Consider the following 14,188-nt stretch of genomic DNA (forward strand, 5'->3'; position numbering starts at 1 on the left):
TTTTTGCGTTCCTGACGATCTGACTAGGCAGGCGAGCTGAGGAGCCAAGACCTGATCCGCCAAACAACTTGGACTTTTCGCCGAAACTGGCGCAGGGTGGCTCACGTGAACGCGCAACTGCCGCCTCCTTTCTTCCTCTATGGCGAGCCGCCGCGCACGGCGGACCCCGATTTTCTGCATGTCGAGGATCTCGCGGTGCGCTCGCGGCCGAACGGCTGGCGCATCGCCACCCATCGCCATGCCGATCTCAACCACCTGATCCTGATCACCGAGGGCGGCGGTGCAACGTTCTACGAGGGGCAGGAGGAGGCCTTCGCTGCACCGAGCCTGCTGGTGGTTCCCGCCAGCACGGTGCATGGCTTTTCGTGGGACAGGGGAACGCAAGGGCGGGTGCTCACCATCGCGACGGTGCAGCTCGAACAGGTGGTGAGCCTCTGGCCCGAAGGCGCGCCGCTGTTCGCCGCCCCGCGCGCCATCGCGCTGGAGGTGGCCGAAAGCGCCGACCTTGCCAGTGACATTGCCCAGATCGAACGGGAAAGCACCTGGCGGGCACTTGGACAAAATGCCGCCCTTCAAGCCCTGCTGCAACTGCTGCTGGTCCGGGCCGCACGCTGCGCGGAGCGCATTGGCGCTGACGCTGCCGGATCGGGCAAGCAGGTGCGGCTGGTGGCGCGGTTCCGCCAGCTGGTCGAGGAGCGCTATCGTGCGCGCGAGCCGGTCGCCGCCTATGCCCGAGCGCTCGGCGTCAGCGAGACGGCCTTGCGCGATGCCTGCGCAGCGCAGGGCCTCTCACCCACCCAGATCCGCGACGAGCGCGCGATGCTCGAGGCGCAGCGGTTGCTTGCCTTCTCGGCGGTGAGCGTGGCCGAGATCGGCGCCAGCATCGGCCTCGCCGACCCGGCCTATTTCTCGCGCTTCTTCCGCCGCCTGTGCGGAGTCTCGCCTGGTCAGTGGCGCGCCGGGCTTGCGCGGCGCAAGCCCGGCTAGCCCTGCCAGCAGAATTGCTTGGGGGAAGGGGCCATGCGGCTTGCTTGAATTGCCTGCGGGCTGGACCTAGGTCGGGCAGCAGGAAAAGGGATTCGAACAGACATGGCCACCCACACCACCCGCATGCTCATCATCGGTTCCGGCCCGGCCGGCTATTCCGCCGCAATCTACGGCGCGCGCGCAGGGATGCAGCCGATCGTGGTGCAGGGGCTTCAGCCCGGCGGGCAGCTCACCATCACCACCGATGTCGAGAACTATCCCGGCTTTGCCGACGTGATCCAGGGCCCCTGGCTGATGGAGCAGATGCAAAGCCAAGCCGAGCATGTCGGCACCCGCATGATGTGGGACACCATCGTCGAGGTCGACCTTGAGAACGGCTCCCCGTTCCGGGCCGTGGGCGACAGCGGCGACGAATATGTTGGCGACGTGCTGGTGATCGCCACCGGTGCGCAGGCCAAGTGGCTGGGCGTTCCGGGCGAGCAGGAGCTGGGCGGCAAGGGCGTTTCGGCCTGTGCCACCTGCGACGGGTTCTTCTATCGCGGCAAGAAGGTGGCCGTGATCGGCGGCGGCAACACCGCGGTCGAAGAGGCGCTGTATCTCACCAACCACTCCGACGATGTGACGCTGATCCACCGCCGCGACGAACTGCGCAGCGAGAAGATACTGCAGGACCGCCTGCACGCCTCCGACAAGATCACGCCGCTGTGGAACAAGGCGGTTGAGAGCTTCGAGGCGGGCGAGGATGGCAAGCTGCATCACCTCAACCTCGTCGACACCGTGACCGGCGAGAAATCCACGCTGGAGGTCGACGGGGCCTTCGTCGCCATCGGCCATGCGCCCTCGACCGAGCTGTTCAAGGGCAAGCTGGAAATGGACGATGGGGGCTATCTCGTCACGGAACCGGGCACGCCCAAGACCGCGATCCCCGGCGTGTTCGCGGCAGGCGACGTGATGGATCACACCTATCGTCAGGCAGTGACGGCGGCAGGCACCGGCTGCATGGCCGCGCTCGATGCCGAGCGGTTCCTCGCTACGCTCGAATATGCAGCCAAGGAAGCCGAGGCCGCCGAATAGGCGAAAGTCTGTTTTACCCTCCGCAAAGCCCTTCCCCAAGGGGAAGGGCTTTGCGAGTCAGCGCTGTATCATCCCGCTCTAATCGTGATCCTTGCGCCCGAAGTCGGGCCGCGCATCGTCCTGCCCGATGGCGACGATCCCGCGCCGGATCGCACGGGTGCGGGTGAACCAGTCGAACATGGTCTCGCCGTCTTCCGCGCGGATCGCCTCGCGCATCAGCGCCAGATCGGTCAGGAAGCGGTCGAGCATTTCCAGCACCGCCTCGCGGTTGTTGAGGAACACGTCGCGCCACATGGTCGGGTCGGAGGCGGCGATGCGGGTGAAATCGCGGAAACCACCGGCGGAGAACTTGATCACCTCGCTGCGCGTGACCTGCTCAAGGTCGCTCGCGGTGCCGACGATGGTGTAGGCGATGAGGTGCGGGATGTGGCTGGTGACGGCCAGCACGCGGTCGTGATGGTCCGGGTCCATGGTTTCGACCAGCGCGCCCAGATCCTCCCAGAACGTGACCAGCGCGGCGACCTTGGCCGGGTCGGCATCTTCCGGCGGGGTCACGATGCACCAGCGGCGGTGAAACAGCGAGGCAAAGCCCGCGTCCGGCCCAGATTCCTCGGTGCCAGCCACCGGGTGCGCGGGGATCACGGTATGGTGTGGCAAGGCTTCGCTCAGCGCCCCGAGGATCGACTGTTTCGATGAGCCGACGTCGCTGACGATGGTTTCGTCGCCCAAGGCCGGTGCGATGGCGCGCGCGGCCTCGCCCATCGCGCCCACGGGCACGCACAGAATCACCAGATCGGCCCCGGCGACAGCCTCCTGCGGATCTTCGGCAACCACGGCGACAAGGCCCCGCTCGCGGGCCCTTGCCCGCACCTCGGGGTCGGCGTCGTAGCCGCTGGTGGCGATGTTCGGCAGGTGCTCCTGCACCGCCAGCCCGATCGAGCCGCCGAGCAGGCCGAGGCCGATGATGGCAACGCGTTCGATAATCATGTCGCGCCCTCCGCGGCCTGCCGCAGCGCGGTGGCGATGGTCTGCATCTGATCGGCGGTGCCGATGGTGATGCGCAGTGCCTGCGGCAGGCCCTGGCCCGGCAGGTGGCGCACGGCAAAGCCCGCCTCGGCGATGGCGGCCATGGCCTGGGCAGCGCTCAGCGCGCCTTCGAACAGCACCAGCACGAAGTTGGCCTCGCTCGGCACCACGCGCAGGCCAGCGTTGCCGAGCGCGGCCAGCTCATCGCAGAAAGCCGCACGCACGGCTGCGTTATGCTCGCGCGCAGCGACGATGAAGGCCTGATCGTCGAGCGCCGCCAGTGCAACCGCCTGCGCGCCGGAATTGACGTTGAACGGCCCGCGAATGCGGTTGAGCGCGCCGATGATCTCGCTCGCGCCATAGCCCCAGCCGACCCGCTCGCCCGCGAGGCCATAGGCCTTGGCAAAGGTGCGCGTGACCAGCACGTTGCTGGCGCGGGTGGCCAGATCGATGCCGCCATCGTCGTTTTCCGGCGCGACATATTCGGCATAGGCCTGATCGAGCACCAGCAGCACGTGCGGCGGAAGGCCAGCGTGGAGGCGCGCCAGTTCCTTGCGGCTGAGGTAGGTGCCGGTCGGATTGTTGGGGTTGGCGAGGAACACCACCTTCGTGCGCGGCGTGACCGCGCCGAGCAGCGCCTCGATGTCGGTGCCATAGTCGGCGTCGGGCGCTTCGACCGGTTCGGCTCCGCAGCGCCTTGCCGCGATTTCATAAAGCGAGAACCCGTAGCGCACGTAAAGCACCTCGTCGCCCGGCCCGGCAAAGGCGCTGGCGGCAATGGTGAGCAGCTCGCCCGAGCCGGTGCCGCAGATTATGCGGCCTGCGTCGATTCCGTGCAGTTCGCCCAGCTTGGTGCGCAGCGCGGTGCTGTCGGGGTCGGGGTAAAGCGAAGGAACCTGCGCCTCGGCGCGCGCGGCGAGCGCCGCCGGGCTGGTGCCGAGCGGGTTCTCGTTGGCCGAGAGCTTGATGAGCGGCTTGCCATCCGCCCCGCCGGACTTGCCGGGGATGTAGGCGTGAATGGCGGCAATGTTCGGCTTCATCTGCGGCCGATCGGGGGTAGCTTCCTGAGTCACGCCATGGCGCATAGCGTCAGCGCGGCGCGAATGACAGCCGATGATTGACAGCGGCGGGACGCTTCGACAGGGATCGGCGCACGATGGCCACACTGTCTGACCTCACGCTCAACCGGCTGGCGCTGTCCGCCCCGCTTCCGCTCGACAGCGGACGCGACCTGCCGGGTGTGGAACTCGCCTACGAAACCTATGGCGAGCTGAAGGCTGACAAGAGCAACGCGATCCTGCTGTTTCACGCGCTGACGATGGATCAGTTCGTGGCGAGCGAAAACCCGCTGACAGGAAAGCCGGGCTGGTGGCATGCTTCGGTCGGGCCGGGCAAGGTGATCGACACCGACCGTTTCTTCGTGATCTGCGCCAATGTGATTGGCGGCTGCATGGGTTCGACCGGTCCTTCGAGCCTCGGCCCCGAAGGCAAGCCCTGGGGCATGGAATTCCCGGTCATAACCATTCGCGACATGGTCCGCGCGCAGGTGGCCATGCTTGACCAGCTCGGGATCGGGCGGCTGCACGCGGTGGTCGGCGGGTCGATGGGCGGGATGCAGGCGCTAAGCTTCGCGGCCAACTATCCCGATCGCACCGGGCGCGTGCTGGCGATTGCCACCACCGCGCGCCACTCGGCGCAGAACATCGCCTTCCACGAGGTCGGGCGGCAGGCCATCATGGCCGATCCAGAATGGCAGGGCGGGGCTTACTACGATGGCGGCAAGGGGCCGGAGAAGGGCCTGTCGGTGGCGCGGATGGCCGCGCATATCACCTATCTGTCCGAAGCGGGGCTGACCGAGAAATTCGGCCGCCGGTTGCAGGATCGCGATAGCAAGACGTTCGGGTTCGATGCCGACTTCCAGATCGAAAGCTATTTGCGCTATCAGGGGCTGAGCTTCTCCAACCGGTTCGACGCCAACTCCTACCTCTACATCACCCGCGCGATGGACTATTTCGACCTCGCCGAAGAGCACGGCGGGATGCTTGCCGACGCCTTCCGCAAGAGCGATGCGCGCTTCTGCCTCATCAGCTTCGATACCGACTGGCTCTACACCACCGCCGACATGCGCGAGGTGGTCCATGCGCTGAACGCGGTGGCAGCGCCGGTGAGTTTCGTCGAGCTGTCCGCACCGTTCGGGCACGACAGCTTCCTGCTTGACGTGCCCGCTCTTGACCGGGTGATGAAGGGGTTCTTGGAGTGACTGCGCTGCCCGAAGGCTATGAGCTGACCACCGATCAGAGCCGGATCGACGTGGAAGCAGCCCATGCCTATCTGGCGCGCTCGTACTGGTCGCCGGGCGTGGCGCTGGAGCTGGTCGAGCGCGCGATCGCAAACAGCCTGTGCGTGGCGGTGTTTCATGGCGGCGAGCAGGTGGGCTTTGGCCGCGTGGTGACCGATAAGGCGACCTTCGCCTGGCTGGCCGATGTCCATGTCCTTGAAGACCATCGCGGGAAAGGCCTATGCAAAGCCATGGTTGCGGCCTTGCTGGCGCACCCGGAGTTGCAAGGCCTGCGCCGCTGGGCGTTGAACACGCTCGATGCGCACGAGCTGTATCGCGGCTTTGGCTGGGATACGCCCGCCTATCCCGAACGGCTGATGGAACGGATGGCGGCGGGTGCCCATGCTCCTCCGGTGGTGCAAGCATGACCTTGCGCGCCGACCTCGCCAAGATCGCCGAGCTGGTTCCGGCAGGCGTGCGCGTGCTTGACGTGGGCTGCGGCGACGGCGAACTGATGGCCGAACTGCGCGACGCCAAGGGGGTCGACGCGCGCGGAATGGAGATCGACGCTGCCGAAGTCGAGCGGGCCGTGGCGCGCGGGCTAAGCGTGGTGCAGGGCGATGCCAACCGCGACCTTGCCGACTACCCCGACCAGGCCTTCGATGTCGCGATCCTCAGCCAGACCTTGCAAACCGCCGAGCGGCCCGACTGGCTGCTCGACCAACTGCTGCGGGTGGGCAAGGTGGCCTTCGTCAGCTTTCCCAACTTCGCCTATTGGCGGATGCGGTTGAGTCTATTGTGGACCGGCAAGATGCCCAATTCGCGCCATCTTCCGGCCAATTGGTACGAGACGCAGAACATCCACCACACCACGATTTTCGATTTTCTGGAGCTGGTCGGCGAACGCGGTATCCGCGTGGAAGGTAGCTGGTTCTTCGCCGCCGGGCGCGAGATCGGCGACGGGAATGCCAACTGGCGCGCCGAACACGCGGTATTCCAACTGAGCCGGTAACAAGGGAGCCAAGGACATGTCAGATGCCGAGAACTTTGCCGGATCGTGCCTTTGCGGCGCGGTGAAATTCACTGCGCAGATCGCCGAGCGCGAGATGGCGGTTTGCCACTGCTCGATGTGCCGCAAGTGGTCTGGCGGGATGTTCTTCGCCGCCGAGGCCGAGAAGATCGCCTTTGAGGACGAGGCTCAGGTGGGCGTCTATGCGTCTTCGGACTGGGGCGAGCGGTGCTTCTGCAAGACCTGCGGGACCACGCTGATGTGGCGGGGCAAGGATGGCAGCCATTCGGCTCTCGCGGTCCCGACGCTCGACCGTGCGCTCGAGTTCGCGCTGACAACGCAGATCTTCATCGACGAGAAGCCGGACACTTACGACCTGGCACAGACCACCAACAACCTGACCGGGGTCGAGGTCTTCGCGATGTTCGCGCCGCCGAGCTGAGGCTCAGGCGACTTTCAACACCGAATCGTCGCGGGCGAGGCACCAGAGGCTGAGCCCTGCCGCTTCGGCGCGGGCGACCGCCATCGAGGTCGGCAGCGAGATGGTTACGAGGCTGGTCGCGCCCGCGCGCACCGCCTTCTCGACGATCTCGTAGGAGCAGCGCGCCGAGGACAGGATAAACCCTTCCGCCGGGCTTTGCTCAGCAACCGCAAGCGCGCCGACCAGCTTGTCCATCGCATTGTGGCGGCCCACGTCCTCACGGGCGTGCAGGATCGTTCCATCAGGAGCGCAGAAGGCGGCGGCATGGGCCGCGCCGGTAGCTTTCGTGAGCGGTTGATGATCGCGCAGTTTTCCCAGCGCCCGGAAGATCGCTGCGCTTTCGAGCGGTGCATGTTTGGCCACTGGCGGCAAGGGTTGGGCGACCGCTTCGAGGTTCTCGATCCCGCACAATCCGCACGAGCTTTCCGCCACCCGCGTGCGCACACGCTCGGTCAGCTTGTCGATCCCGAGGCCAGTCAACTGAGCGCGCGCGATCCAGCCTTTCTCGACTTCGACCACGGCCAGATCGGCAATATCTTCGACCGACTGCGCCAGCCCTTCGGTCAGGGCAAAGCCGCGCGCGAAGTCTTCAAGGTCGGACGGCGTCGCCATCATCACGGCATAGGCGAGCCCGTTGAACTCGAGCGCCACCGGCACTTCGGGCACGAAGTCGCGTTGCAGCAGGATAGTGCCGCCCGAGAGGCCGAATTGTGTGACCTGTCTTGCTGTCATATCAGACCAATTACCCGCCAAATTCCCGCTCGTCCTTAGCTTGTCGAAGGACTGCTTTTCTTCGAGTGTGGCACCAGAAGTAAGGACAGCCCTTCGACAAGCTCAGGGCGAGCGGGTGGTTTTGGGAGTTCGGGTGGGCCCCCTCAGCCCGCGTCGCTGTGCCCGACTTCGTCGACCTTGTTGAACTCGGTCGCGCCGGTCTGCGGGGCGGGGTTGGCGCCCTTGGCCAGCTTCTCGATCGCGGCGGCGGCGATCGGCGAAAGTTGCGACCAGTCGTCACCGAAGATCCCCGCCTTCATGCGAGGATCCCAGAACTTGTTGATGTGGTCGGCGGTGGCCAGCACGGCGTTGTCGTGCCCGATCGCCTCGAAGTTGCGGGCGATCTGGTCGGCCATCCGGCGCAGCTTGTCGGTGCTCATTATTCGGCAGGCTCCACGGTTTCGATCCGGCGCGCCATGGCGGCGAGGTCGGCATAGTCTTCCTGCCACTCGGTCGGCCCGTTGCTGGGCGTGACCTGCACCGCCGTCACCTTGTACTCGGGGCAGTTGGTGGCCCAGTCCGAATTGTCGGTGGTGACGACGTTGGCCTGCGTGTTGGGGTGGTGGAAGGTGGTGTAAACCACGCCCGGCGCCACGCGATCAGTGACAAGCACACGCAGTGTCGTCTCGCCCGAACGGCTGGCCAGCTTCACGAAGTCGCCGGTGCTCACCATGCGGTTTTCGGCATCGGTCGGGTGCATTTCGAGGATGTCCTCCTCGTGCCAGACGTTGTTGCCGGTGCGCCGGGTCTGCGCGCCGACGTTGTACTGGCTGAGGATACGGCCGGTGGTCAGCAGCAGGGGGAAGCGTGGGCCGGTCTTCTCGTCGGTCGGCACATATTCGGTGACGACGAACTTGCCCTTGCCGCGCACGAAGCCATCGACGTGCATGATCGGCGAGCCCTGCGGTGCCTTGTCGTTGACCGGCCATTGCAGCTGCTCGTTGGCATCGACGCGGTCCCAGTTGAGACCGGCGAAGCCCGGCGTGAGCCGTGCGATTTCATCGAGAATCTGGCCGGGATGCGTGTAGCTCCACTCGCAGCCGATGGCATTGGCGAGCAGCTGGGTTACTTCCCAGTCCTCATAGCCGTTGGCCGGCTCCATCACCTTGCGCACGGCCTGCACGCGGCGTTCGGCATTGGTGAAGGTGCCGTTCTTCTCAAGGAAGGTGCTGCCCGGCAGGAACACGTGGGCATAGTGCGCGGTCTCGTTCAGGAAGAGATCGTGCACGATCACGCAGTCCATCGCGGCCAGGCCGGCGGAGACGTGCTTGGTATCGGGATCGGACTGGAGGATGTCCTCGCCCTGGATGTAGATCGCCTTGAAGCTGCCATCTACAGCGGCATCGAGCATGTTGGGGATGCGCAGACCCGGTTCCGGGTCAAGCTTCACGCCCCAGTCGTTCTCGAACAGCTCGCGCACGTCGGGCTGCGAGATGTGGCGATAGCCGGGCAGTTCGTGCGGGAAGCTGCCCATGTCGCAGGCGCCCTGCACGTTGTTCTGGCCGCGCAGCGGGTTCACGCCCACGCCTTCGCGCCCGATGTTGCCGGTCGCCATCGCGAGGTTGGCAATCGCCATCACGGTGGAGGAACCCTGCGAGTGTTCGGTCACGCCGAGGCCGTAGTAGATCGCACCGTTGCCGCCGGTGGCGAACAGGCGCGCGGCTTCGCGCACGGTTTCCGCCGGAACGCGGGTGACGGCTTCGAGGAACTCGGGGCTGTTCTTCTCCTGCGAAACGAACCGCGCCCAGTCCTGATACTCATCCCAGTCGCAGCGCTCGCGGATGAAGTCCTCGGCGGCCAGGCCCTCGGTCACGATCACGTGGGCGATGCTGGTCAGCACGGCGACATTGGTGCCGGGCTGCAAGGGCAGGTGATGCGCAGCTTCGATGTGCGGCGACTTCACGAGGTCGATCCGGCGCGGGTCGACCACGATGATCTTGCCGCCTTCGCGCAGGCGCTTCTTCATGCGGCTGCCGAACACGGGGTGCGCGTCGGTCGGGTTGGCACCGATCAGCAGGAAGACGTCGGTCTTTTCAGCCGAATCGAAGTTCTGCGTGCCGGCGCTGGTGCCGAAGGTGGTCGAAAGGCCGAAGCCGGTCGGCGAGTGGCAGACGCGGGCGCAGGTGTCGGTGTTGTTCGAGCCGAAACCGGCGCGGATCAGCTTCTGGACGAGGAAGGTCTCCTCGTTGGTGCAGCGGCTGGAGGTGATGCCGCCCAGTGCGCGCGCGCCATGCTCGGCTTTGATTGTCTTGATCTTGTCAGCGGCGAAACCGATGGCTTCGTCCCAGCTCACTTCGCGCCAGGGATCGGTGATCTTCTCGCGCACCATCGGCTTGGTGATGCGGTCCTTATGGTTGGCATAGCCCCAGGCGAAGCGGCCCTTCACGCAGGAGTGGCCGTGGTTGGCCTTGCCGTCCTTCCAGGGGACCATGCGCACGAGCTGCTCGCCCTTCATCTCCGCACGGAACGCACAGCCCACGCCGCAATAGGCGCAGGTGGTGACCACGGCGCGCTCGGGCTTGCCGATCACGGTGACGCTCTTCTCCATCAGCGCCGAGGTCGGGCAGGCCTGCACGCAGGCACCGCAGGAGACGCATTCGGAGCTGAGGAAGTTGTCCTCGCTCTGGCCCGCCGAGATGACGGAGGCAAAGCCGCGCCCATCGACGGTGAGCGCGAAGGTGCCCTGCACCTCGCCGCAGGCGCGCACGCAGCGCGAGCAGACAATGCACTTGTCGGCAGCGAAGGAGAAATAGGGGTTCGACTTGTCGGGCGTGGTACCGAGGTGGTTCTTGCCCTCATAGCCATAGCGCACATCGCGCAGGCCCACGGCGGCGGCTTCGTCCTGCAGCTCGCAGTCGTTGTTGGCGCTACACGTAAGGCAGTCGAGCGGGTGATCGGAGATGTACAGCTCCATCACGCCCTTGCGCAGCTTCTCGAGGCGCGGGGTCTGCGTCTTCACGACCATGCCATCGGCGGCAGGCGTGGTGCACGAGGCTGGCGTGCCGCGCGCGCCCTCGATCTCGACCAGGCACAGGCGGCACGAGCCAAAGGCCTTCACGTTGTCGGTGGCGCAGAGCTTGGGGATATGGCCACCGGCGACGGAGGCAGCGCGCATCACGCTGGTGCCTGCGGGCACGGTGACGGCGCGGCCATCGATGGTCAGCGTGACCTGCTCTTCGGACTGCACTTCCGGCGTACCGAAATCCTGTTGCGGTTCGTAACCCATGCTATTGCTCCAATGCCGCGAGGTCCGCGGGCGTATTGATGTTCGCAGGCGTCGAGGCACTTTGCACACCGCGCGCATTGGCGGCTTTGGCAAAGGCGATCATCGAGTGGCGTCCTTCACTCTGGAGGATGCGCTCAGCAATCGATGCGGCGTCTATATTCCAATGCCCTATAACGGGCTGTTTTTCAAGATAGGCGCTGGCTGGCGACAGAAGTTCCAAAAGGTTCTGCGGCAGGCCGACACTGTCGACCGACGTAGTGAGCACCGAAGCGAATTGTTGATCTCGCGCATGATTGAGCGCGCCAGACACTCCGCCAAGCGGCCCCATGCCCGGTCGCGGGGCGTCGGGCACGCATTCAGCCGGGCCTTCGGCGCGGCCCACGATCACGACCTTGGCGCACATTTGCGCCAGAACCTCGACCGCGCGTTCCAGCAAGGTACGGCCCTCCAGCACGGCGAGCGCCTTGTCGCTGCCGAACCGGGTGGACATGCCGCCTGCTAGGACCGCGCCGAGGATCATTACTCCGCCATTTCTGCTGGAACTTCGTCTTCGCCGAAGAAGTCCTGCGGCCAGTGCTTCAAGGCGCTCATCACCGGGTAAGGCGTGAAGCCGCCCAAGGCGCAGAGCGAGCCGAACTTCATCGTTTCGCACAGGTCGGTCAGCAGGCCGACTTCCTCGGCAGCCTCGCGGCCCTTGTCCTTGGTGGTGTTGTGCATCTGCGGACGCAATTCGAGCACGTCGCGCTGGCGGCCGCCGGTGCGGATACGGTCGATCACTTCGACCCCGCGCACCGCGCCGATCCGGCACGGCGTGCACTTGCCGCAGCTTTCCGCCGCGCAGAACTCCATCGCGAAACGGGCCATCTCGCCCATGTCGGCGCTGTCGTCGAACACGGTGACCCCGGCATGGCCGATCAGCGCATCCTCGCCCGCGAACTCTTCGTAGCCGAAGGCGAGGTCGAACTGGTCGGGGTGGATATAGGCGCCCAATGGCCCGCCCACCTGCACCGCCTTGACCGGCTTGCCGGTGAAGGTGCCGCCGCCGATCTCGTTGACCAGCTCGCCCAGCGTCAGGCCAAAGGGTGCTTCGTAAAGCCCGCCATACTTGATGTTGCCGGCAAGCTGGATCGGCATGGTGCCCTTCGAACGGCCGATGCCTTTTGCCGCATAGTCAGCCGCGCCGCCTTCCTGCAGGATATGCGGGACAGCCATCAGCGTGAGCACGTTGTTGACCACGGTCGGCTTGCCCATGAAGCCTTCGAGCGCGGGGAGCGGCGGCTTGGCGCGCACTTCGCCGCGCTTGCCTTCGAGCGAATTGAGCAGCGAGGTTTCCTCGCCGCAGACATAGGCGCCTGCGCCCACGCGCACTTCGCACTTGAACGGCGCGATTGTGTCGCCGCACAGGTCCAGCGCGGCATTGAGCTTTCGGATCGCGTCCGGGTATTCGCTGCGGACGTAGATGTAGCCCTGATCCGCGCCCACGGCGGCTCCGGCAATCGCCATGCCTTCGATCAGCTGGAACGGATCGCCTTCCATCGCCATGCGGTCGGCAAACGTGCCGCTATCACCTTCGTCGGCGTTGCAGACGATGTACTTCTTCGGCCCGGCCGCCTTACGCACGGTCTCCCACTTGATGCCGGTGGGAAAGCCTGCGCCGCCGCGTCCGCGAAGACCGGAATCGAGCACTTCCTTGCACACCTGCTCGCCATCGAGCGAGCGGGCGCGTTCGAGGCCCTTCCAGCCGCCGTTGGCCGCATAGTCCTCAAGGCTGAGCGGGCGGGTCTTGCCGGCGCGCGCGAAGGTGAGGCGGGTTTGATTGGCGATCCAGGCGAATTCCTCGATCACGCCGATGCCCTTGTCGCTCGACCCGTCGAGGATCGCATCGACATCGTCGAGCGTGGCAGGGCCAAAGCCTTTGCCGTCGATCTCGACCATGGGTTCGAGCCAGTGCATGCCCCAGCTCGACGTGCGGTGTACTTCGCAGCCCTTGGCTTCGAAAGCGGCGGCCAGCTTGTCGGCACCACCAGCGCGAGCGAGCGCGTCATCGGAAATCTTAACTAGGGTCATGCGTTTTCGATCAGCTTGGTGATCGCCTTCTCGTCGAGCCGGATGTGGAGGTCATCGCCGGTGCGCGCGGCAGGCCCGGCGCTGCACAGGCCGAGGCAGTAGACCGTCGAAATCTTCACGCGCTTGCCTGCGGCGGTCTCGGCTGCACCGATCAGCCGCTCGACCCCATTGGCCTTGCAGGCTTCGGCGCGGCAGATCTGAACCACGGGGCGCGGATCGGCATCGGCAGTGTAGTCGTGGTAGAAGCTCACCACGCCGTGGATGTCGGCACGGGTGAGGTTGAGGCCCTTGGCCAGCAGCACCTCGGTATCGGCGTCGACGCAGCCGAACTCGTGCTGGATATCGTGGAGGATCGGCAGTAGCGGCCCCTCCCGGTGCGCGTGCGCGGCGATGATCTCGCCAATGCGCTGGCTTTTGTCACTCATGCTTTCAACCTCTCGGCATGCCACGCAACATGGTCGGCCATGAAGGTGGAGATGAAGTAATAGGAGTGGTCGTAGCCCTCCTGCATCCGGATCGTCGCGGGCATTCCTGCCGCAGCCACGGCCTCTTCGAGCAGGCGCGTCTTCAGCTGCTCTTCGAGGAAATTGTCGCCGGTTCCCTGATCGACCAGCAGATCGGGCAGGCGCGCGCCGTCTTCGATCAGCGCGCAGGCATCGTATTCGCGCCAGGCCGCCTTGTCGCCGCCGATATAGCCGGTCAGCGCCTTCTCGCCCCAGGGGCAGTTGAGCGGCGAAACGATCGGCGCAAAAGCCGAGGTGGACTTGTAGCGGCCCGGATTGCGCAAGCTGATGGTGAGCGCGCCGTGCCCGCCCATAGAGTGGCCGGTGATGCCCTGCCGCTCCATGTCGACGGGAAAGTTCTCCGCGATCAGCGCGGGCAGCTCGTTCTCGACATAGTCGCGCATGTGGAAATGCGTGGCCCACGGGTCTTGCGTGGCGTTGACGTAGAAGCCAGCGCCCTTGCCGAAGTCGTAGCCTTCGTCGTCGGGCACATCGTCACCTCGGGGCGAGGTGTCGGGGCAGACGAAGATGATGCCGTGCTCGGCACAGGCGGCGCGGTATTCGCCCTTTTCCATGACATTGGCATGGGTGCAGGTGAGCCCGGAAAGGTAGAACAGCACCGGCAGCTTGGCGCCCTCGGCGTGCTCAGGCACATAGACCGCGAAGGTCATCTCGGTGCCGGTGGCGCTGCTGGCGTGCTTGTAGACGCCCTGCGTGCCGCCAAAGGCGCGGTTGGTGCTGATTGTTTCGAGGCTCACGAGATACT

15 protein-coding genes are annotated in these 14,188 nt (G+C 65.6%); 6 read left to right on the top strand and 9 right to left on the bottom strand.

Annotation, left to right across the window (positions count from 1 at the left end; translation table 11 throughout):
* Window positions 1-105: 105 nt before the first annotated feature.
* A complete protein-coding gene (locus tag ABDJ38_RS10855; RefSeq protein ID WP_346785114.1) occupies window positions 106-987 on the top strand; it encodes a helix-turn-helix domain-containing protein in 882 nt (293 codons plus the stop codon).
* A 102-nt stretch (window positions 988-1,089) separates the two neighbouring features.
* Window positions 1,090-2,061 carry a thioredoxin-disulfide reductase gene (trxB, locus tag ABDJ38_RS10860; protein WP_346785115.1) on the top strand — a complete coding sequence of 324 codons (972 nt, stop codon included), beginning with the start codon at window positions 1,090-1,092 and terminating at the stop codon, window positions 2,059-2,061.
* Between the two features lie 78 nt (window positions 2,062-2,139).
* Here trxB and ABDJ38_RS10865 read toward each other — a convergent pair whose 3' ends face one another.
* Entirely contained in the window at window positions 2,140-3,048 is a 909-nt protein-coding gene (locus ABDJ38_RS10865) for a prephenate/arogenate dehydrogenase family protein (RefSeq protein WP_346785116.1), read from the bottom strand.
* Window positions 3,045-4,127, bottom strand: a complete 1,083-nt coding sequence (gene hisC / locus ABDJ38_RS10870) for a histidinol-phosphate transaminase (protein WP_346785328.1) — start codon at window positions 4,125-4,127, stop codon at window positions 3,045-3,047. Before hisC ends, ABDJ38_RS10865 begins: the two co-directional genes overlap by 4 nt.
* A 116-nt stretch (window positions 4,128-4,243) precedes the next feature.
* Between hisC and metX the strand changes: the two genes are divergently transcribed.
* Genes metX through ABDJ38_RS10890 form a run of 4 tightly spaced genes read left to right on the top strand, consistent with a single transcriptional unit; the run spans window position 4,244 to window position 6,816 of the window.
* Window positions 4,244-5,347, top strand: coding sequence for a homoserine O-acetyltransferase MetX (gene metX, locus ABDJ38_RS10875; protein WP_346785117.1), 1,104 nt, complete (start codon window positions 4,244-4,246; stop codon window positions 5,345-5,347).
* The gene (locus tag ABDJ38_RS10880; protein WP_346785118.1) at window positions 5,344-5,793 is read left to right on the top strand and encodes a GNAT family N-acetyltransferase; all 450 of its coding nucleotides are present in this window, start codon (window positions 5,344-5,346) and stop codon (window positions 5,791-5,793) included. The genes metX and ABDJ38_RS10880 overlap by 4 nt, the downstream gene beginning before the upstream one ends.
* The gene (metW, locus tag ABDJ38_RS10885; RefSeq protein ID WP_346785119.1) at window positions 5,790-6,377 is read left to right on the top strand and encodes a methionine biosynthesis protein MetW; all 588 of its coding nucleotides are present in this window, start codon (window positions 5,790-5,792) and stop codon (window positions 6,375-6,377) included. The genes ABDJ38_RS10880 and metW overlap by 4 nt, the downstream gene beginning before the upstream one ends.
* Before the next feature lie 16 nt (window positions 6,378-6,393).
* On the top strand, window positions 6,394-6,816 hold the full coding sequence (locus ABDJ38_RS10890; protein ID WP_346785120.1) for a GFA family protein: 423 nt from the start codon (window positions 6,394-6,396) through the stop codon (window positions 6,814-6,816).
* A 3-nt stretch (window positions 6,817-6,819) separates the two neighbouring features.
* On the opposite strand, the gene fdhD is transcribed toward ABDJ38_RS10890, so the two are convergent.
* The 7 genes from fdhD to fghA form a co-directional block, all read right to left on the bottom strand.
* Complete coding sequence (gene fdhD / locus ABDJ38_RS10895) at window positions 6,820-7,587, bottom strand: formate dehydrogenase accessory sulfurtransferase FdhD (protein WP_346785121.1); 768 nt, start codon at window positions 7,585-7,587, stop codon at window positions 6,820-6,822.
* Window positions 7,588-7,730: 143 nt separating this feature from the next.
* Window positions 7,731-8,006, bottom strand: a complete 276-nt coding sequence (locus ABDJ38_RS10900; protein ID WP_346785122.1) for a formate dehydrogenase subunit delta — start codon at window positions 8,004-8,006, stop codon at window positions 7,731-7,733.
* Window positions 8,006-10,852, bottom strand: a complete 2,847-nt coding sequence (gene fdhF / locus ABDJ38_RS10905; RefSeq protein WP_346785123.1) for a formate dehydrogenase subunit alpha — start codon at window positions 10,850-10,852, stop codon at window positions 8,006-8,008. The genes ABDJ38_RS10900 and fdhF overlap by 1 nt, the downstream gene beginning before the upstream one ends.
* A gap of 1 nt (window position 10,853) precedes the next feature.
* Entirely contained in the window at window positions 10,854-11,372 is a 519-nt protein-coding gene (gene mobA / locus ABDJ38_RS10910) for a molybdenum cofactor guanylyltransferase (RefSeq protein ID WP_346785124.1), read from the bottom strand.
* A complete protein-coding gene (locus tag ABDJ38_RS10915) occupies window positions 11,372-12,919 on the bottom strand; it encodes an NADH-ubiquinone oxidoreductase-F iron-sulfur binding region domain-containing protein (RefSeq protein ID WP_346785125.1) in 1,548 nt (515 codons plus the stop codon). Before ABDJ38_RS10915 ends, mobA begins: the two co-directional genes overlap by 1 nt.
* Window positions 12,916-13,344 (bottom strand): NAD(P)H-dependent oxidoreductase subunit E, encoded by a 429-nt coding sequence (locus ABDJ38_RS10920; protein ID WP_346785126.1) that lies wholly within the window; start codon window positions 13,342-13,344, stop codon window positions 12,916-12,918. Before ABDJ38_RS10920 ends, ABDJ38_RS10915 begins: the two co-directional genes overlap by 4 nt.
* Window positions 13,341-14,180, bottom strand: a complete 840-nt coding sequence (gene fghA / locus ABDJ38_RS10925; RefSeq protein WP_346785127.1) for an S-formylglutathione hydrolase — start codon at window positions 14,178-14,180, stop codon at window positions 13,341-13,343. Before fghA ends, ABDJ38_RS10920 begins: the two co-directional genes overlap by 4 nt.
* Window positions 14,181-14,188: the final 8 nt, after the last annotated feature.

The organism is Aurantiacibacter flavus (genome assembly GCF_039710615.1).
In the GTDB taxonomy this organism is placed as follows: domain Bacteria; phylum Pseudomonadota; class Alphaproteobacteria; order Sphingomonadales; family Sphingomonadaceae; genus Alteraurantiacibacter; species Alteraurantiacibacter flavus.